Annotated in this window: 17 protein-coding genes and 1 riboswitch; of the genes, 7 read left to right on the plus strand and 10 right to left on the minus strand. The window is 54.1% G+C overall.

Annotation, left to right across the window (positions count from 1 at the left end):
- Positions 1 to 13: 13 nt before the first annotated feature.
- Both murI and btuB read right to left on the minus strand, forming a co-directional pair.
- Complete coding sequence (gene murI, locus E0L21_RS20750) at positions 14 to 865, minus strand: glutamate racemase (protein WP_131412836.1); 852 nt, start codon at positions 863 to 865, stop codon at positions 14 to 16.
- A complete protein-coding gene (gene btuB / locus E0L21_RS20755) occupies positions 810 to 2660 on the minus strand; it encodes a TonB-dependent vitamin B12 receptor BtuB (RefSeq protein WP_131412838.1) in 1851 nt (616 codons plus the stop codon). Before btuB ends, murI begins: the two co-directional genes overlap by 56 nt.
- A 66-nt stretch (positions 2661 to 2726) precedes the next feature.
- Positions 2727 to 2898, minus strand: a riboswitch (cobalamin riboswitch).
- 117 nt (positions 2899 to 3015) lie between these two features.
- Here btuB and trmA point away from each other — a divergent pair.
- Positions 3016 to 4122, plus strand: a complete 1107-nt coding sequence (gene trmA / locus E0L21_RS20760; RefSeq protein WP_131412953.1) for a tRNA (uridine(54)-C5)-methyltransferase TrmA — start codon at positions 3016 to 3018, stop codon at positions 4120 to 4122.
- 275 nt (positions 4123 to 4397) lie between these two features.
- On the opposite strand, the gene E0L21_RS20765 is transcribed toward trmA, so the two are convergent.
- The 3 genes from E0L21_RS20765 to fabR all read right to left on the minus strand — a co-directional run bounded on the left by E0L21_RS20765 (position 4398) and on the right by fabR (position 6097).
- A complete protein-coding gene (locus E0L21_RS20765; protein ID WP_131412840.1) occupies positions 4398 to 4847 on the minus strand; it encodes a cupin domain-containing protein in 450 nt (149 codons plus the stop codon).
- Between the two features lie 242 nt (positions 4848 to 5089).
- Positions 5090 to 5449 (minus strand): YijD family membrane protein, encoded by a 360-nt coding sequence (locus E0L21_RS20770; RefSeq protein ID WP_131412842.1) that lies wholly within the window; start codon positions 5447 to 5449, stop codon positions 5090 to 5092.
- Between the two features lie 3 nt (positions 5450 to 5452).
- Positions 5453 to 6097 (minus strand): HTH-type transcriptional repressor FabR, encoded by a 645-nt coding sequence (gene fabR, locus E0L21_RS20775; RefSeq protein ID WP_017459617.1) that lies wholly within the window; start codon positions 6095 to 6097, stop codon positions 5453 to 5455.
- Between the two features lie 196 nt (positions 6098 to 6293).
- Between fabR and sthA the strand changes: the two genes are divergently transcribed.
- A complete protein-coding gene (sthA, locus tag E0L21_RS20780) occupies positions 6294 to 7694 on the plus strand; it encodes a Si-specific NAD(P)(+) transhydrogenase (protein ID WP_131412844.1) in 1401 nt (466 codons plus the stop codon).
- Here the strand turns inward: sthA and oxyR are convergent.
- The 4 genes from oxyR to argC form a co-directional block, all read right to left on the minus strand.
- On the minus strand, positions 7677 to 8594 hold the full coding sequence (oxyR, locus tag E0L21_RS20785) for a DNA-binding transcriptional regulator OxyR (RefSeq protein WP_131412846.1): 918 nt from the start codon (positions 8592 to 8594) through the stop codon (positions 7677 to 7679). The two genes, sthA and oxyR, sit on opposite strands and share 18 nt — an antisense overlap.
- A gap of 261 nt (positions 8595 to 8855) precedes the next feature.
- The gene (gene argH, locus E0L21_RS20790) at positions 8856 to 10229 is read right to left on the minus strand and encodes an argininosuccinate lyase (protein ID WP_131412848.1); all 1374 of its coding nucleotides are present in this window, start codon (positions 10227 to 10229) and stop codon (positions 8856 to 8858) included.
- A 74-nt stretch (positions 10230 to 10303) separates the two neighbouring features.
- Positions 10304 to 11080, minus strand: coding sequence for an acetylglutamate kinase (argB, locus tag E0L21_RS20795; RefSeq protein ID WP_131412850.1), 777 nt, complete (start codon positions 11078 to 11080; stop codon positions 10304 to 10306).
- Between the two features lie 13 nt (positions 11081 to 11093).
- On the minus strand, positions 11094 to 12098 hold the full coding sequence (gene argC, locus E0L21_RS20800) for an N-acetyl-gamma-glutamyl-phosphate reductase (protein WP_131412852.1): 1005 nt from the start codon (positions 12096 to 12098) through the stop codon (positions 11094 to 11096).
- Between the two features lie 169 nt (positions 12099 to 12267).
- Between argC and argE the strand changes: the two genes are divergently transcribed.
- From argE to gldA, 5 genes are all read left to right on the plus strand, one after another.
- Positions 12268 to 13419 carry an acetylornithine deacetylase gene (gene argE / locus E0L21_RS20805; RefSeq protein ID WP_131412854.1) on the plus strand — a complete coding sequence of 384 codons (1152 nt, stop codon included), beginning with the start codon at positions 12268 to 12270 and terminating at the stop codon, positions 13417 to 13419.
- A gap of 262 nt (positions 13420 to 13681) precedes the next feature.
- Positions 13682 to 16333 (plus strand): phosphoenolpyruvate carboxylase, encoded by a 2652-nt coding sequence (gene ppc / locus E0L21_RS20810; protein ID WP_131412856.1) that lies wholly within the window; start codon positions 13682 to 13684, stop codon positions 16331 to 16333.
- Positions 16334 to 16425: 92 nt separating this feature from the next.
- Entirely contained in the window at positions 16426 to 17286 is an 861-nt protein-coding gene (locus E0L21_RS20815; protein WP_131412858.1) for a helix-turn-helix transcriptional regulator, read from the plus strand.
- A gap of 213 nt (positions 17287 to 17499) precedes the next feature.
- Positions 17500 to 18162 carry a fructose-6-phosphate aldolase gene (gene fsa / locus E0L21_RS20820; protein WP_131412955.1) on the plus strand — a complete coding sequence of 221 codons (663 nt, stop codon included), beginning with the start codon at positions 17500 to 17502 and terminating at the stop codon, positions 18160 to 18162.
- Positions 18163 to 18173: 11 nt separating this feature from the next.
- Positions 18174 to 19277, plus strand: coding sequence for a bifunctional L-1,2-propanediol dehydrogenase/glycerol dehydrogenase (gene gldA / locus E0L21_RS20825; RefSeq protein WP_131412860.1), 1104 nt, complete (start codon positions 18174 to 18176; stop codon positions 19275 to 19277).
- Positions 19278 to 19460: 183 nt separating this feature from the next.
- Here the strand turns inward: gldA and metF are convergent, their stop codons facing one another.
- A complete protein-coding gene (gene metF / locus E0L21_RS20830) occupies positions 19461 to 20351 on the minus strand; it encodes a methylenetetrahydrofolate reductase (RefSeq protein ID WP_017459628.1) in 891 nt (296 codons plus the stop codon).
- Positions 20352 to 20430: the final 79 nt, after the last annotated feature.

Below are 20430 nucleotides of genomic sequence, written 5' to 3' on the forward strand. Positions count from 1 at the left end.
GCGCAAAACAGCCCTAAGGCACCAGTTTTTCGAGCTTTTTGAAACCATAGCGCTGCAAAACGGGCAACAATTGCGCAGTCTCTGGGGTTAACGCCATGCAATAAGCAATATTCTCATCAGAAGATTTCGCATCCGGCGCTTCGTGTTCAAGCAACCAGGCAGTACGTCGCGCAATTGCCGCGCCTGAATCGATCAAACGCGTCCCTTCCGGCAACACTTGCAACAACTCTTCTTGCAGTAAAGGAAAGTGCGTACATCCCAGTACCACCGTATCCGGTGGCTCTTTCATGCGCAGCCATGGGCGAAGGATATGTCGCAGCTCATCCAGCGAGACCGTTTCACCATGCAATTTCGCTTCCGCCAATACAACCAGCTCCGCCGAACCCAGCATTTCAATCCGGCACTCATTCGCGAAACGCGAAATCAGCTCATGTGTATAAGGGCGCTTCACCGTACCCCGCGTTGCCAGCAGCCCTACCACACCGTTTGCTGTTAGACGCGCGGCGGGTTTGATGGCCGGCACCACTCCAACAACAGGGAAGGAAAACTTATCCCGCAGCGCGGGCAACGAGACGGTGCTCGCCGTATTACAGGCAATAACGGCCAGCGCGAGGGGGTATTGGGCCTGAACGGCGGTAACGATCTCGACAACACGCTCAACAATAAACGCTTCGCTTTTCTCGCCATAGGGGAAAGCGACATTGTCAAACGCGTAGATGTAATGCAGATCCGGCAGGAGATGCCGGATCTCATCATAAACGGATAACCCACCGACGCCGGAGTCAAACACCAGCACGGTGGGACGCGCGTCAGAAGGTGTAGCTGCCAGACAAGGTGTATTCCCGTCCTGCAGTTTGGTAGCCATATGCTGTCTCGTACTCTTTATCGAACAGGTTGGCGATTTTACCACGAACTGTTAAATGAGAGGTCACAGGATATGAGGCAGAAAAATCAACCGTACTATAACTTGGCAAAATACGTTGCTCAGGATTATAGGTTGAAGTGCGGTTGTCATAGCGCTTACCGAAGTACTCCCAGGCCAGATCCATATCGACGTTGAATACGGACCAGTCAAGCTGGTATTTCGCCTGGCGCTTCGCACGACGCGGCAGCACTTCATTGGTTTCATCATCACGCGGGTCAATATATTGCAGCGTCACGCGATGCGAGAAAATGCCGGTATCGACGCTTCCCGTCCACTCAAGGCCTTTAATGGTGGCTGAGTTGATGTTGTAGTAAGCCGTATCGCTGTAGGTGATCAGGTTTTCAATCTCATAGCGATAGGCAGACAAACGCCAGTCCAGCGGGCCGGTTAAGCCTTCAATACCCGCTTCCCACTGTTTGGACTCTTCCGGCTTCAGATTCGGGTTAGAAGCGATACCAAAACGCTTCGCGCCAAACTGCTGACCTAAAGAAGGTGCCAGGAAGCCGGTGCCGTAAGAAACGGTCAGACGGTAATTCTCAACGAATTCCCAGCCTGCAGCGGTCTGCCAGGTGCCATGCCAGCCGAATTCATCATCTTTATCTTCACGGCCCGAGGCTTCCAGCGTGACATCGCCAAACTGCTGCATCCCGTTCAGGTACAAGCCCGTGTTCTCACGGTCATAGGCATCGCGCGTCGTTTTATTCGATGAAACCAGGCGCTCCTGCTTCCAGTCGACGCCCGCGCCAACAGAACCTTTGCCCACATCAACGTTGTTGCCCCACTGAATGTATCGCTGTTCCATATCATCCAGCGTGGTGCCATCGTTATAACGGCCATAAATGCTGCTGTAGTTGTAGTCTTTGCTTTTCTGGTAGCTGGCCAGCAGTTGGGACGAGTAGATCCCCTGCGCGAAATTCAGCCCGGTATCCCAACCCTGTACAAACAGTTGTCGCTCATCTGCGCTGTAGTCTGCTGAGAACGGCGCGCTGCCGAGGTCATAATCCACGTTGTTGCTAAAGTTGTAGCCGCGAAAGAAGCCGTCAAAGCTGTCGTTGAACTTGTGTTGCAGGCTGCCCCAGAACGTTTTGTTGCGGTAACCATCGCGGTCTTCGTCATGATCCCAGGTTGAATCCGGCTGCACGTTAAAACCGCGCGTGCTGGTATAAGAACCCGCAGCCGTCGCCACGGTGTCACCAAAGCGCTGACGCAGCGTGCCGTCATACGTCTGGTAGCCCTTCGAGCCAACGCCAGCATTGATTTGCGATTTCTCATTGCCGGTCATGGTAATGACGTTAACCACGCCGCCAATCGCCCCGGAGCCATACACGGCAGAGCGCGGCCCGCGAATATATTCAACGCGTTGCACTAAAGAGAGCGGGATTTGATTCAGCTCGGGATCATTGGAAATCCCGGAGCGCGCAACCGGTACGCCATCAATCAGCAGCAGCAAGTGTTTCGCTTCTGTACCGCGCACATATACTGAGGCGGTTTGACCTAACCCGCCATTTTGCGCGATATCAACCCCAGGCAGGCGACGCAGCACATCAACCAATGAGCGCGACTGCCAGCGATCGATGTCCTCACGTGTAACCACTTCAGTCGGTGCAAGCACCGTCTTAGCCGGTTGTTGAAAACGATTTGCTGTCACCACCAAATTGTCTGAGCTGCTATCTTGCGCCCAGCCGGAAAAAGCTGTGACGGAGAGCGCCGTCAGCAGCGAAGCTTTTTTAATCATTGTGAAAGCATCCACAAAAGAGTAAGGATGCCGCAGGTTCCATCAATAGCACGCGATGATGTCAACCAGATGCGACGTATACCGGCAGGTCTTCGGGCTTGGAGGTACATCAAGAAAGCGACTTCCCACCCAACAGGCAGTGTCTGCTCTCTCACCTTGATCCTTACCGCTGCGCGTCAGCCCCAGATTCTCACTGGATTCCCTTTTAACTCACAGGACCGGAACAGGGATGCTACATTCTGTAACATATGGATGTCCAGACTGCTAACGGACTATTTAGCTCACATCCGGGGCTGGACATCGCCTGAGCAATGCCTACAATCCCCGCGTTATTCTTAATCACTCAGGAAGCATGATGACCCCCGAACACCTGCCGACAGAACAGTACGAAGCCCAGCTGGCCGAAAAAGTGGTGCGTCTGCAATCGATGATGACGCCTTTTTCCGCGCCGCTTCCGGAGGTGTTCCGCTCACCGGTCAGCCATTACCGTATGCGCGCCGAGTTCCGTATCTGGCACGACGGTGACGATCTCTACCACATTATTTTCGATCAGCAGACTAAGTCCCGCATCCGGGTCGACAGCTTCCCGGCGGCGAGCGAACTGATTAACCAATTAATGACGGTAATGATCGAGGCGATACGCGGGAATAAAACGCTGCGCCATAAGCTGTTCCAGATTGACTACCTGAGCACCATGAGCAACCAGGCGATTGTCACTCTGCTCTACCACAAAAAGCTGGATGACGAATGGCAAACAGAAGCGATGCAGTTGCGCGACGCGCTGCGCGCGCAGAACCTGAATGTGCAATTGATTGGCCGCGCGACCAAAACCAAAATCGAGCTGGATCAAGATTTTGTCGACGAGCGTCTGCCAGTCGGTGGCAGAGAAATGATCTACCGTCAGGTGGAGAACAGCTTTACACAGCCTAACGCGGCTATGAACATTCAGATGCTGGAATGGGCACTGGATGTCACGCGTCACTCCACTGGCGATCTGCTGGAGTTGTACTGCGGCAACGGCAATTTCTCGCTGGCGCTGGCGCGCAATTTCGATCGTGTGCTGGCCACCGAGATCGCCAAGCCATCCGTGGCGGCAGCGCAATACAATATCGCGGCTAACCACATCGATAACGTGCAAATTATCCGCATGTCCGCCGAAGAATTTACTCAGGCGATGAATGGCGTGCGCGCATTTAACCGTCTGCAAGGTATCGATCTTGCGAGCTACCAGTGCGAAACGATTTTCGTCGATCCGCCGCGCAGCGGGCTGGATGCGGAAACCGAGAAAATGGTGCAGGCTTATCCGCGTATTTTGTATATCTCTTGCAACCCGGAAACGCTGTGTAAAAACCTGCAAACGTTGAGCCAGACACACGATATTTCACGTCTGGCGCTGTTCGATCAATTCCCCTATACGCACCACATGGAGTGCGGCGTACTGCTTACGCGTAAAAACAAATAACGTCATTCACGCCATATAAAATACTGCGACTCCATTTAACGGTTGGCCTGTGAACCAGGCCAACAGAATAATAGCGGTGAGATGTAAATTATTGCTGCCCGCAAATATTATTTTATCAGACAAGTTACTATTAAGGATCGTGATCGCGTTAACATTATTTCGCGACAACTTGTGAATTTTCTGAGGTTATATTTATATCACTGAGGGTGTTTTGTCATGATATAAAAATCTCAGCCCTGAACGAAACAGGGCTGGAATGTAATGCGTTTTAAGGGTTATTTATCGGCAATAAAATGGTCGTCATCGCCCACCGGAATATAAACGCGTACCCACTCTTTACCGTCGACGATATCCCAGCTGTGACCTTCGCCCGCCGTGTCTGCCGCAAGCAGAACAGTGCCGGGTTCGATGATGAAGGTTGAGCCATCGCTAACCTTGAACTTCAGTTTGCCTTTCATCGTCACCACGTATTGCTTCTTCGGTGCCGGATGCACCCCTTTCTGCCACTCTTCGAACGTATTACTAAAATAGAGATTTTGCGAAGAGAGCTTTGCCAGCGAGGGAACCGAACCTTTGATAAAAGCAGAGTGGTTATCTTGCGTATTAATGAGCTTTACCGCCGGAATACGATGTTCGCTCCCGTTCGTTTTTGGGGTATCCGCGAATCCGGCTACCGAAATAACGAAACCGGCAGTGGCTAACAGAAGTTGTGTTATTTTTTTCATGAGGATGTCCAGAGTTAATTTTAGCCTGCAGCCTGGATCAAGAGATCGTCAAGCAACGGAATAAAATGCCGAAGCAGTACATCAGATGAAATGTGTTTTGCCGTAGATTTTTTTAATTAATAAATTATTAATTAACTCTGGCAGGGCTTTATTTTGGATGGGAACAACCCAAGGATTTATACTTTTCAACTTTCAATTCATTGAGGATGAAAACGCCCTCCCGGCGAGAGGGCGTTTAACACTTACTCGGAGGCTTCGTGTTTGCGGCCGCGCAGACGAAAACCAATCCAGAAAACCAGCACCACCGACAACACGGCAGGCAGGAAGTTAGAACCGATATCCGGATACTCCGCGCGTACCACTGTGCTGTAAAGCAGCACACCGAGGATAAAACACGCGGCGGCAAGGCCTGGCAGCCCCACCGGCATAGTGCGGTTTTGATAGCGCTGATGCAGGCAGTGCACCGTTAGCACCAGCGAAATAATCGGGAATATGGAAAACGGTACAATAGAACTGAACACGGCAGAAAACGTGCCGTTAATCGATAAGCCAGCGATCAGCGCCAGCAACAACGTACCTTTATCTTGACCAGACTGTTTCATTACTCATCCTTCACTCGTCGGTTGATGCGCCAGTTTTTCCTGTTCACGGCGATACCAGTAATACGCGCCTTTTGAAATCATGCGCAATTGTAGTACCAGTCGCTCTTCTAATTGCCTGCGTTGTTCCGCCCCCACATCCAGCGCTTCAGCACCGGCGTTGAAAACAATTGTCACCATCGCTTCGGCTTGCGCTTCGGTGAACGCTCGCGGCATATGGTTTTCGAGTTCAAGGTAGTCGGCAAGTTCCGCAATAAAATGTTGGATCTCCCGTGCCACCGCCGCTCGGAAGGCCGCAGACGTTCCAGAACGTTCCCGCAGCAGGAGCTGAAAAGCATTGGGGTTATTGCCGATAAATTCCATAAATGTGGAAACTGATGTGCGGATCACGCTACCGCCTTTAGCAATACGCTGGCGCGCCTGACGCATCAGTTGGCGCAGCATTAACCCGCTTTCATCCACCATGGTCAGCCCGAGCTCGTCCACATCCCGGAAATGACGATAAAAAGACGTTGGCGCAATACCCGCCTCACGGGCGACTTCCCGCAGGCTCAGGCTGGCGAAGCTACGCTCCGCGCTGAGTTGGCTAAATGCGGCTTCGATCAGTGAACGCCGCGTTCTCTCTTTTTGTTGCGCTCTTACACCCATCACGATGTTTGAATCCTTCCAGGGGCCCGCTGGCACTATACCAGAGAATAAATCCGATTCGATTGTACTGGATTGTGACTGATTGTTTACGCGCAGTTTCTTCTTTTTCGTAGCAAAAGAGCACAACGATAATTGGGTTACCGCCGCTTTGATGTTAGTCTTATGTTGCTTTTATGTATAAGAACAGGTAAGCCTTACCATGTCACATTCCTACGATTATGATGCAATAGTAATAGGCTCCGGCCCCGGCGGCGAAGGCGCAGCCATGGGCCTGGTTAAACAAGGAGCACGGGTCGCGGTTGTTGAGCGTTACCATAATGTCGGCGGCGGCTGTACGCATTGGGGCACCATCCCCTCAAAAGCGTTGCGCCACGCCGTTAGCCGTATTATCGAATTCAACCAAAACCCGCTCTACAGTGACCATACTCGCCTTCTCCGCTCCTCTTTCGCCGATATCCTGAACCATGCTGAAAGCGTGATTAATCAGCAAACGCGCATGCGTCAGGGCTTTTATGAGCGTAACCGTTGCGAAATCTTAGAAGGCAATGCCCATTTTATTGATGACCACACACTGGCGCTGGAGTGTCACGACGGGACCGTCGAAACCATCACTGCCGAAAAATTCGTTATCGCCTGCGGCTCACGTCCCTATCGCCCTGCTGATGTCGATTTCGCCCATCCGCGCGTCTACGACAGCGACTCAATCCTTGATATGCACCACGAACCCCGCCATGTGATCATCTATGGAGCAGGGGTGATCGGTTGCGAATACGCATCGATCTTCCGTGGTATGAACGTCAAAGTGGATCTGATCAACACCCGCGATCGCCTGTTGGCGTTCCTTGATCAGGAGATGTCGGACTCACTCTCTTATCACTTCTGGAATAGCGGTGTCGTTATCCGCCATAACGAAGAGTATGAGCGTATTGAGCCGCTGGACGACGGGGTGATTATGCACCTGAAATCCGGCAAAAAACTGAAAGCCGACTGCCTGCTCTATGCCAATGGCCGTACCGGTAACACCGACAGCCTGCAACTGGCGAACATTGGCCTTGAAGCAGATGGGCGCGGTCAGTTGAAAGTTAACAGCATGTACCAGACCGCACTGCCGCACGTCTATGCAGTGGGTGATGTGATTGGTTACCCAAGCCTGGCATCAGCGGCTTACGATCAGGGCCGCATTGCCGCACAAGCAATGATCAAAGGCGAAGCCACAGCGCATCTGATTGAAGATATTCCGACCGGGATTTATACCATTCCGGAGATCAGTTCCGTGGGCAAAACCGAACAGCAGCTCACCGCTATGAAAGTGCCGTATGAAGTGGGTCGCGCGCAGTTTAAGCACCTGGCGCGGGCGCAGATTGTTGGTATGAATGTCGGTACGCTGAAGATTCTGTTCCACCGCGAAACCAAAGAGATTTTGGGGATCCACTGCTTTGGCGAGCGCGCGGCCGAAATTATTCATATCGGCCAGGCGATTATGGAGCAGAAAGGCGGCGGTAACACCATTGAGTACTTCGTTAACACCACCTTTAACTACCCAACCATGGCGGAAGCCTATCGGGTAGCGGCGCTAAATGGCTTAAACCGCCTGTTTTAACGCCGTGTCGAAATGGCCATCCATTGCACCACGGATGGCCTCTGCCAGCTGCTCATAGCGGTTGCGCAGCGGCGAGCCTGGGCGATACACCAGCCCAACCGTGCGTTTCGGCTCAGGTTTGATACACGGCAGATACACCACGCCATCGCGTTTACGCTCGCGCGGAACGGAAAGCGCAGGCAGCAGCGTGATGCCACTCCCGGCAGCCACCATATTGCGCAGCGTTTCCAGGCTGGTTGCGCGGAAATGCGTATCTTCGTCCGCACCCGCTTCGAAGCAGAAACCCATCGCCTGGTCACGCAGGCAGTGCCCGTCTTCCAGCATCAGCAGCTTTTCGCCCGCCAGGTCGCCCATCGGCACGCATTCACGGTTCGCCCACGGGTGATCTTCATAAATCGCCAGCATCATCGGCTCATCGTACAGCGGCACCTCAATAAAGGCTTCGCTCTCTTTCACCAGCGCCAGGATCGCACAGTCGAGCTTGCCACTGTCCAGCTGTGCCAACAGTTGATGCGTCTGCGCTTCATGCAGATACATTTCCAGTTTCGGGAAGGTCTGGTGCAGCAGCGGAATGATATGCGGCAGCAGGTAAGGTCCAACGGTTGGGATCAAACCAATATGCAGCGGGCCGGACATCGCTTCCCCCTGCTGGCTTGCCATTTCCTTCAGCACTTTGACCTCGCGCAGCACGGTGCGCGCCTGATCCACCAGCAACAAACCCGCCTGGGTGAACAGCACTTTGCGGCTGGTACGCTCCAGCAGCATCACACCAAGTTCATCTTCCAGTTTACGGATCTGCCCACTCAGCGTGGGCTGGCTGACGTGGCAGGAATCGGCTGCACGGCGAAAATGGCGGTGTTCGGCTAACGCCACCAGGTACTCAAGATCACGAATATTCATTATTCATCCTCCGTCGCCACGATAGTTCATGGCGATAGATAGCATAGCAATGAACGATTATCCCTATCAAGCATTCTGTTCAATAATTGGCACCAGAAACGAAGCGGTGCCTCACTTACCCCGTGATGAGACAACTTACTCTGCTTCTCTCTGAACAACTAAAGCCAACGTGAACGTTTTGCGGACCTGAGAGTCCGCTTTTTTTTTTGCATAAAAAAGCCCGGCGTAAAGCCAGGCTCCTGTTTGCAAACAGCGCCGCGCTTATACCAATCGCGCCTTCGCATCCGCAATCGCCTGCGCTACCTGCACCGGTGACACACCGCCTTTCGCCGCGCGTTTATCAAGGCAGGATTGCAGGGACAGAATCGGGTAAACATCGTCGCCAATCACATCGCTGAATTTTTGCAGATCGGCAAGCGGCAGATCTTCCAGCGGCTTGCCCTGCCGAATCGCTTCTACCACTGCTTCCCCAACAATATGATGTGCTTCGCGAAACGGTACGCCTTTCGCGACAAGGTAATCCGCCAACTCAGTGGCATTGGCGTAACCCTGCTGCGCCGCTTCCTGGCAGCGCGGGCGTTTCACTTGAATGCCATCCAGCACCAGCGCCGCCATATGCAAGCAGGCAAGCCAGGTATCGAGCGCATCGAACAACCCTTCTTTGTCTTCCTGCATGTCTTTGTTGTACGCCAGCGGCAAACCTTTTAGCGTCATCATCATGCCGGTAAGCGCGCCCTGCACACGGCCGCACTTACCGCGGATCAGCTCCAGCGCATCCGGGTTTTTCTTTTGCGGCATCAGCGAAGAACCCGAGGTCACGCGGTCAGAAAGCTCAACAAACGCCGCTTCGCCGGAGTTAAAGAAAATCAGGTCTTCGGCAAAGCGCGACAGATGCACCATGCCGATTGAAGCGTCAGAGAGCAGTTCCAGCACGTGGTCGCGGTCGGACACACTGTCCAGGCTATTGCGGGTTGCCGAGGCAAAACCCAGCCAGCCGGCTAACTGCTCACGGTCGATTTCATAAGCCGTTCCCGCCAGCGCGCCGCTGCCCAGCGGGCTGACATCCAGGCGTTTCAGCGTATCCTGCAAGCGGCTTTCATCCCGCGCCAGCATCTCGACGTAGGCCAGCGACCAGTGCGCGAACGTCACCGGCTGCGCGCGTTGCAGGTGCGTGTAACCGGGCATGACTGCGTCCTGGTTATTTTCCGCCGTCACCACCAGCGCGCTCTGCAACTGGCGATTCGCCAGCAGCAATTCACTGATGGTGTCTTTACACCACAGCTTCAGATCGGTAGCGACCTGGTCATTACGGCTGCGCCCGGTGTGCAGTTTTTTGCCCAGTTGGCCAACCTTATCAATAAGCTTACCTTCCACCCAGCTGTGAATATCTTCCGCATCGCTTTGCAGGATCTGTTGCGGGTTGGCGCGAACCTCTTCCAGCAGATTGTTCAGCGCCTCTTCAAGTTGCTGCTGCTCAGCCGCTGTCAGTACGCCAACGGTTACCAACGCTTTGGACCAGGCCACAGAGCCAACGATATCCTGCTCCGCCAGGCGATAGTCAAAGCGCAAAGAGTCGTTGAACTGTTTGAACCGTTGATCCGCCGCCTGAGTAAAACGCCCGCCCCAAAGTGCCATAGTTTGCTTCCTTCTCTTTATTCGTTTTGCCGGACGGCGCTGCGCCAGCCCGGCCTATATAAATTGTTGTGTCGTTACGCCAGAATACGGGTGCCAATTGGCGTGCCGTTAAACAGCGCGGGGAGCTGCTCGGCATGACGCCAGGAAGCGATATCTACCGGCCGGCCCAGCGTACGCGCCGCATCCAGCGCTGCATTTACCTTCACGATCATGCCATCGGTGATGATGCCCTGTGCAATCAATTGCTCCGCTTTCGCCGCTGTCATCTCGGCAATACGCTGGCCTTTACCATCCAAAATACCGCTGACATCAGACAGCAGGATCAGATCCGCACCCAGCGTTGCGGCCAGCGCAGTTGCCGCCTGATCGGCGTTCACGTTCATCAGCTCACCTTCATCAGTGACGCCGATGGAGCTGATCACCGGTAAGAAACCGCCATCAAGCAGTGCATTAATCAGTTTCGGTGAACCCGGCTGAGCCAGGCCCACATGCCCAAGCTCTTCATCCAACTGTGTCACTTTCACGCTGTCACCATCGCCAAGAAACAAGCCAACAGAGGCAATATGGTGTTTCTTCGCCCACGCTAGCAGGGTTTTGTTGGCCGTACCGGCCAGCGCACCGGTGATGATGTCAATCTGATCCGCCGGGGTCACGCGCAGGCCGTTTTTCTTCTTCACCGGCAGATTAAGCTGTTTCATCAGCTCATCCACCACGCAGCCGCCGCCGTGGACAATCACTAACGGGCGCTGATGAGATTCACGATATTGCACCAGTGCCGTAAACAAACGCTCCAGCGCTTCCTCGCTATCCAGCAGTACGCCACCGAGCTTAATAATTAATGGATTCATCATCACGCCTGTTCAATTAAATAAGGGACTGGGTTTCAGCATAGCCAAAACGAATATTCGCGCACTGTACTGCCTGCGCCGCCGCGCCTTTCAGCAGGTTATCTTCCGTGGCGACGACAATCAGGTGCTCATCTTGTACCGCAAAACCGATATCGCAAAATGGCAGGCCAACCACGTTTTTCAACGCCGGAACACCTTTGTCGTACAAACGCACCAGCGGTTTATCGCCATACGCCTGTTTGAACACATCTGCGACCTGCGCGTGGGTCACGCCCGGTTGCAAACGGCAAGTAATGGTTTCGAGGATCCCACGCGGGAAGCTCGCCAGGTGCGGTGTGAAAATCACATTCGCGCCAAGATGTGTGGCGATTTCCGGATGGTGGCGATGGTTGAAAACGCCGTAAGGTTGCAGGCTCACTTCGCAGAAACTGTTAGAAAGCGCCGCTTTGCGCCCCGCGCCACTTACGCCGCTGGTTGCGTTGATCACCGGCCACTGGTTCAGATCCAGCAGCCCGGCGTCGATCAGCGGTTTTAACGACAGTTGCGCCGCCGTCGGGTAGCAACCCGGCACGGCAATTAACTGCGCTTCTTTCAATTTGTCATGGTTCCACTCCGCCAGCCCATACACCGCCTGTGCCAGCAGATCGGCGTGCTGATGGGTGAAACCGTAGAATTTTTCGTAAAACGCGGGATCGTTAACGCGGAAGGCGCCCGAGAGATCGAACACCACACATCCCGCCGCCAGGCAGGTTGGTGCCAGATCGTGGCTGACTTCATGGGCGGTCGCGAGGAAAACAATATCCACGCCATCCAGGAAATCGCCAATATCGGACATCGGCTGTAACGGGAGATCAACAATGCCTTTCAACTGCGGATGTAAATCAGAGATACATTTTCCTGCATCATTACTTTGCGCAGAAACCGTCAAAGCGGTTATGTTCATATGAGGATGGCGATTTACATAGGTCACTAGCTCTGCACCAGCATAACCGCTGGCACCCACAATTAATGTGTTCAACATTGGGGCGGTTTACCTTCTTACGTCATGTGTGCCAGGGAAAGACTCGGCATCAATCCCGCGTCGCTGAGCAAAGTCGCCGCATGGGTTCCCTTACGCTCAACATTATTGTATTTTTATTCACATTTAGTGCATGAATATTGATACTATCACGAACTCAGGTATGTCAACAATGAAAATGAATTTGCCACCATTTATCGAGATCTACCGCGCCCTGATAGCCACACCGTCGATCAGCGCGACGGAAGAAGCGCTGGATCAGAGTAATGCGTCTTTAATCAATTTGCTGGCAGGATGGTTTGGCGACCTCGGTTTCACGGTTGAAGTGCAGCCGGTCCCCGGCACCCGCAATAAATTCAATATGCTCGCCAGTGCCGGAACCGGTGCGGGCGGCCTGTTACTGACCGGTCACACCGACACGGTGCCGTTTGATGACGGGCGTTGGACGCGCGACCCGTTCACGCTGACCGAGCATGAAAACAAACTCTACGGCCTGGGCACTGCTGACATGAAAGGCTTTTTCGCCTTTATTCTTGATGCGCTGCGTGACGTCGATGTGACAAAACTGAGCAAGCCGTTGTATGTACTCGCCACCGCCGATGAAGAAACCAGCATGGCCGGTGCGCGCTATTTCTCCGAGAACACGCAGTTGCGCCCGGACTGCGCCATTATTGGCGAACCGACCTCGCTGCAACCGGTGCGTGCGCATAAAGGCCATATCTCCAATGCGATTCGCATTCTTGGTCAATCGGGCCACTCCAGCGATCCGGCGCGCGGCGTCAACGCCATCGAACTGATGCACGATGCCATCGGTCATATTTTGCAACTGCGCGACAGCCTGAAAGAGCGTTATCACTATGACGCGTTCACCGTGCCGTATCCCACGTTAAACCTTGGGCATATTCACGGTGGTGATGCGGCAAACCGTATCTGCGCCTGTTGCGAACTGTATATGGATATTCGCCCGCTGCCGGGCATGACGCTTAACGATCTCAATGGGCTGTTAAATGATGCGCTGGAGCCGGTAAGTTCCCGCTGGCCGGGTCGTTTGACCATTTCCGAACTGCACCCGCCGATTCCGGGATACGAATGCCCGCCGGATCACCAACTGGTAGAAGTGGTAGAAAAACTGCTCGGCGTCGAAACCGAAGTGGTGAACTACTGCACCGAAGCGCCTTTTATTCAGACGCTTTGCCCGACGCTGGTGCTGGGGCCAGGGTCTATCAACCAGGCACACCAGCCGGATGAATACCTGGAAACCCGCTTTATTAAACCCACGCGCGAACTTATCACCCAGGTTGTTCATCATTTCTGCTGGCACTGACGTGATTTTCGCTTTTTTACCCCCTCGTATGAGGGGGTTTTTATGTGCGGAAAAGCGTGACAATTGTCACGATCCCATAAGCAATACTTATTGGACACGATGCGAATTAAATTTCGTAAATTGTCGGCATTTATTCGTTTGCTGAAGCGATTTCGCAACAATTGACGCGGTGGGTTTTACGTGGCTTTATAAAAGACGGTGTCTTATATCTGCTCAATGACAGGTATAACAAAATAAAATGAGATGGGGTGTCTGGGGTAACATGAACGAACAATATTCCGCTTTGCGTAGTAATGTCAGTATGCTCGGCAAACTGCTGGGAGATACCATCAAGGATGCACTGGGCGAGAACATTCTCGACCGGGTAGAAACAATCCGTAAGCTGTCCAAATCTTCTCGCGCCGGTAATGAAGCCAACCGTCAGGAGCTGCTCACCACCTTGCAGAATCTGTCCAATGACGAACTGCTGCCGGTGGCGCGCGCGTTTAGCCAGTTTCTGAACCTTGCTAACACCGCTGAGCAATACCATAGCATTTCAGCGAAAGGTGAAGCGGCCAGCAACCCGGAAGTGATTGCCCAGACCATCAGAAAGCTGAAAGACCAGCCTCATCTCAACGAAACCACCATTATTAAAGCGATTGAATCGCTGTCGCTAGAGCTGGTGCTGACTGCGCACCCGACCGAAATCACTCGCCGTACGCTGATCCACAAAATGGTGGAAGTGAATAACTGCTTAAAGCAGTTGGATAACAGCGATATTGCCGATTATGAACGCCACCAGCTGATGCGCCGACTGCGCCAGTTGATCGCCCAGTCCTGGCATACCGACGAAATCCGCAGAAACCGCCCAAGCCCGGTAGATGAAGCCAAATGGGGCTTTGCGGTAGTGGAAAACAGCCTGTGGGAAGGCGTGCCAAACTATCTGCGCGAGCTGAACGAACAGCTGGAAGAGAACCTCAATTACAAACTGCCAGTGGATTTTGTTCCGGTGCGCTTTACCTCGTGGATGGGCGGCGACCGTGACGGCAACCCGAACGTTACCGCCGATATCACCCGCCATGTCCTGCTGCTCAGCCGCTGGAAAGCAACCGATCTGTTCCTGAAAGATGTTCAGTTGCTGATTTCCGAACTGTCGATGGTGGAGTGTACCGACGAGCTGCGGGAACTGGCGGGCGCGGAAGGCGCGCGCGAACCGTATCGCTACCTGATGAAGAAGCTGCGCGGCGATCTGATGGCAACCCAGGCCTGGCTGGAAGCACGCCTGAAAGGCCAGAAATTACCGAAACCTGCCGGGCTGCTGACGCAAAATGAGCAGCTGTGGGAACCGCTCTACGCCTGTTATAAATCGTTGCAGGCCTGCGGCATGGGCATTATCGCCAACGGTGAACTGCTCGATACATTACGCCGCGTGAAGAGTTTCGGCGTGCCGCTGGTGCGTATCGACATTCGCCAGGAGAGCACCCGTCATACGGAAGCGCTGGGCGAACTGACGCGTTATCTGGGCATTGGCGACTACGAAAGCTGGTCTGAAGCCGATAAACAGGCATTCCTGATCCGTGAACTGAATTCCAAACGTCCGCTGTTGCCGCGCCAGTGGGAACCAAGTGAAGAGACGCGCGAAGTGCTGGACACCTGCCGGGTGATCGCCGAAGCGCCGCGCGGATCCATCGCCGCGTATGTGATCTCAATGGCGAAGACGCCGTCCGATGTACTGGCGGTTCACCTGCTACTGAAAGAAGCCGGTATCGGCTTTGCTCTGCCGGTCGCACCACTGTTTGAAACCCTTGATGACCTGAATAACGCCGATGATGTAATGACCCAGTTACTGAATATCGACTGGTATCGCGGCTTTATTCAGGGCAAACAGATGGTCATGATTGGCTACTCCGACTCGGCGAAAGACGCGGGTGTGATGGCAGCCTCCTGGGCGCAATATCAGGCGCAGGATGCGTTAATCAAAACCTGCGAGAAAGCCGGTATTGAGCTGACACTGTTCCACGGTCGCGGCGGCTCTATTGGCCGTGGTGGCGCACCGGCCCACGCCGCGCTGCTCTCGCAACCGCCAGGCAGCCTGAAAGGCGGCTTACGCGTTACCGAACAAGGCGAAATGATTCGCTTCAAATACGGTCTGCCGGAAGTCACCATCAGCAGCTTGTCGCTCTATACCAGCGCCATCATGGAAGCCAACCTGCTGCCGCCGCCGGAGCCCAAAACCGAATGGCGCCATATTATGGACGAGCTGTCGGATATCTCCTGCGATATGTACCGTGGCTATGTGCGTGAAAACAAAGATTTCGTACCGTACTTCCGTTCCGCCACGCCGGAGCAGGAACTGGGCAAACTGCCGCTGGGTTCTCGTCCGGCGAAACGTCGCCCGACCGGCGGTGTTGAATCGCTGCGCGCGATCCCGTGGATCTTCGCCTGGACGCAAAACCGCCTGATGCTGCCAGCCTGGCTGGGCGCGGGTGCGGCGTTGCAGAAAGTGGTGGAAGATGGCAAACAGAGCGAACTGGAAGCCATGTGCCGCGACTGGCCATTCTTCTCCACCCGCCTTGGCATGCTGGAAATGGTGTTCTCCAAAGCCGACCTGTGGCTGGCGGAATATTACGATCAGCGCCTGGTGAAACCTGAGTTGTGGGCGCTGGGTAGCGAACTGCGCAAGCTGCTGGAAGCGGATATCAACGTGGTGCTGGCCATCGCCAACGATTCGCACTTAATGGCAGATCTGCCGTGGATCGCCGAATCTATCCAGCTGCGTAATATCTATACCGATCCGCTGAACGTGTTGCAGGCCGAGTTGCTGCACCGCTCGCGCCTCGCGGAAGAAGAAGGCAAAGAGCCGGATCACCGCGTTGAGCAAGCGCTGATGGTCACGATCGCCGGGGTGGCGGCGGGTATGCGTAATACCGGCTAATTTATCTGTTCTCGCAAAAGGCCACACAGGTTGTGGCCTTTTTTGATCCTGCCAGTTAAGGTTGTCCCTTCGCCAGCAACCAAAGGGACACCATGAGTCTCGATGTCAGCCATCTTATCTCGCGCCTGATAAACGGCCCGGCTCCGCTACGGCAGATATGCTTTGCGGGCGCGGCCGGAACCGCACCTGCACAGGCCTGCCAGGTGGATTTTCCTCGCCTGGAGATAGTGCTGGAGGGAACGGTGACCGACACGGGGATTAACGGCGAAACCACGCGGATGTCGCAGCACGACGTACTATACGTTCCTGCGGGCAGCTGGAATCACCCGCAATGGCAACTACCGGCCACCACCTTAAGCGTGCTGTTTGGCAAGCAACAGCTCAGTTTTAACGTCACGCAGTGGGATGGTGCCATGCTGCAAAACATGGCGAAACAACATGTTGCGCGCCGCGGCCCGCGTGTCGGCTCCTTCCTGCTACAGACGCTGCATGAAATGCAGATGCAGCCGCACGAACAGCAAACCGCGCGCCTGATCGTCACTACTCTGCTCAGCCATTGTCATGACTTGCTCGGCAGCCAGATCCAAACCGCGTCGCGCAGTCAGGCGCTGTTCGAAGCTGTTCGTGACTATATCGACGAAAATTATGCTTTGCCGCTCACGCGCGAATCGGTGGCGCAGGCGTTTTATATCTCACCCAATTACCTGTCGCACCTGTTTCAGAAAACCGGTTCTGTCGGTTTCAATGAATATCTTACTCATACCCGGCTGGAGCACGCCAAAACGCTGCTCAAAGGGTACGATTTAAAAGTGAAAGAAGTAGCGCACAGTTGCGGGTTTGTTGACAGCAACTACTTCTGCCGCCTGTTTCGTAAAAATACGGAACGCTCCCCCTCGGAATATCGCCAGCAATATCACAGCCATCTCAGCGAAAAATCCCCGCTGGACGAATAACGCCAAAACTGGATTTTTGTACGTTAAAAATTCCCCGTTTGTTTCAACTGCTCTGTACAACACCTTTTTTCATCAGCAATCACGTAACTTGTGAGCTAGCTCGCACTTTGCTCTCTCGATCACATTTGTCCAGTATTTGGCAGATTTGTTATATGGCGGGTACACAACCCGCGCTCTTATGCTGTGTGCAGAAACGCTCTATGAGGAAGCATGATGGAACTGTATCTGGACACCGCAAACGTCGCGGAAGTGGAGCGCCTGGCGCGGATTTACCCGCTGGCGGGTGTAACCACCAATCCAAGCATTATCGCTGCCGGTAAAGACTCCCTCTGGGATGTATTGCCACGCCTGCAACGCGTTATTGGCCCACAGGGAACGCTGTTTGCCCAGGTAATGAGCCGCGAAGCCGATGGCATGGTGGCGGAGGCCAAACGCCTCAATAACGCCGTACCGGATATCGTGGTTAAAATCCCGGTGACAGCTGAGGGTCTCGCCGCCATCAAGCAATTGAAAAAAGAGGGCATTGTCACGCTGGGCACGGCAGTTTACAGCGCCACGCAAGGGCTGCTTGCCGCACTGGCGGGCGCGAAATATGTCGCTCCTTATGTTAACCGCGTCGATGCGCAGGGCGGAGACGGGATCCGCATGGTGCAGGAGTTGCAAACCCTGCTGCAACTGCATGCGCCGGAAAGCAAAGTGCTGGCCGCGAGTTTTAAAACGCCACGCCAGGCACTGGAGTGTTTGCTGGTCGGATGCGAAGCGATCACGCTCCCATTAGATGTAGCGCAACAAATGCTCAACACGCCCGCAGTAGAGTCAGCCATTGAGAAGTTTGAACAGGACTGGAAAACAGCTTTTGGCAACCTCAACCTGTAAGGAGGCAGTATATGGACCGCATCATCCAGTCGCCGGGCAAGTATATCCAGGGTGCAGACGTTATCACCCGCCTCGGTGACTATCTCAAACCGCTGGCCGATCGCTGGCTGGTGGTCGGTGACAAATTTGTTCTCGGTTTTGCGCAGGAAACGCTGCAAAAAAGTCTGGTGGATGCCGGGCTGACCTGTGAAATCGCGCCGTTCGGCGGTGAATGTTCACAAAATGAAATTGACCGACTGCGCGGTGTAGCAGAAAGCGCCCGCTGTGGTGCGGTGCTCGGCATCGGCGGCGGCAAAACGCTGGATACCGCTAAAGCGCTGGCGCATTTCATGCAGTTGCCGGTAGCGATCGCCCCGACTATTGCGTCTACCGATGCGCCCTGTAGCGCGCTGTCGGTTATCTACACCGACAGCGGCGAGTTCGATCGCTATTTGCTGCTACCTAATAACCCGGATCGGGTAATTGTCGATACCAAAATCGTCGCCGGTGCGCCAGCGCGTTTGCTGGCGGCCGGGATTGGCGATGCGCTCTCTACCTGGTTTGAAGCGCGTGCTTGTTCACGCAGTGGCGCAAAAACGATGGCGGGAGGTCAGTGTACCCAATCCGCCCTCGCGCTGGCGGAGCTGTGTTACAACACGCTGCTTGAAGAGGGTGAAAAAGCGATGTTCGCCGCCGAGCAGCATGTTGTGACGCCTGCGCTGGAGCGCGTGGTGGAAGCCAATACCTACCTGAGCGGCGTCGGCTTTGAGAGCGGTGGTCTGGCGGCGGCACACGCCATTCATAACGGCATCACGGCGATCCCGGAGGCACATCATTACTATCACGGCGAAAAAGTGGCATTTGGCACCTTAACCCAGTTAGTGCTGGAAAATGCACCGCTGGAAGAGATCGAAACGGTCGCGGCGCTGTGCCATACCGTCGGCTTACCGATTACGCTGGCGCAGCTGGATATCAAAACCGATATTCCAGCAAAAATGCGCATCGTGGCACAGGCTGCCTGTGCACAAGGGGAAACCATTCATAATATGCCGGGCGGTGCGACACCGGATCAGGTCTATGCCGCGCTGCTGGTTGCCGACCAGTACGGGAAACGGTTCCTGGAGGAGTGGGAATAGCATTCGATTTTATAGAAAGCGGCATTGATTACGCGTACCAAAACCCTTAAAAGAAGTCTCGGCCAGTCCTGTGAGAGGTAAATTCAAAGACAATGCAGAGCCAAAATCTGTTGATAACCAGCCCACAGGACGTGGTTTTCAGTTAGCCATAAAAAAGCCGGATCGCGATCCGGCTTTTCTTTTTTACACCGCCGGACGAACGCCCAGCGTGTGGCAAATGGCGTAACTCATTTCGGCGCGGTTCAGCGTATAGAAGTGGAAATCTTTCACCCCTTCGCGGCTTAAAATTTTCACCATATCCATGGCGATATTTGCGCCCACCAGTTTGCGGGTTTCCGCGTCGTCATCCAGGCCGTCGAACATTTGCGACATCCACGCCGGAATACGCACATTGGTCATATCGGCAAATTTTTTCGCCTGCTTAAAATTCGAAACCGGCAGGATACCCGGCACGATCTCAACATCAATACCGGTTGCCGCACAGCGATCGCGAAAACGCAGGTAGCTTTCCACATCGAAAAAGAACTGGGTAATCGCGCGGCTCGCGCCCGCATCTACTTTCCGCTTCAGGTTCAACAGATCGGCCTGCGCGCTTTTCGCTTCCGGGTGAACTTCCGGGTAAGCGGCGACGGAGATATCAAAATCCGCGACCTCTTTTAACAACGTCACCAGATCGGCAGCGTACATGTCCGGCTTGCCGCCGCCCGGTGGTAAATCACCGCGTAATGCCACAATGTGGCGAATGCCGTTGTTCCAGTAATCCTGCGCGATAGTGCGCAACTCGTCACGCGTGGCATCGATGCAGGTCAAATGCGGCACCGCTTCCAGCCCGGTGCGGTCTTTGATGCCTTTAATGATGCTGTGTGTGCGATCGCGCTCGCCCGAGTTTGCACCATAAGTCACCGAAACAAATTTCGGCTTCAGGCTGCTTAAACGATCGATGGAGTGCCATAAGGTCTGTTCCATTTCACTGGTGCGCGGCGGGAAAAATTCAAAGGAAACATTAATCTGGCCGTGAACTTCCGCCAGGCTCTGGTTCAGGGCTTCCCGCTGGTTGGCGTGAAAAAAGCTCATACCTTACCTCATCAATCACATGTCATTGTCTATTGTCTTGTGAACTTCTATACGTTTAGACGTCCAGATGTAAAAATGA

This window comes from Kosakonia quasisacchari (assembly GCF_004331415.1).
In the GTDB taxonomy this organism is placed as follows: domain Bacteria; phylum Pseudomonadota; class Gammaproteobacteria; order Enterobacterales; family Enterobacteriaceae; genus Kosakonia; species Kosakonia quasisacchari.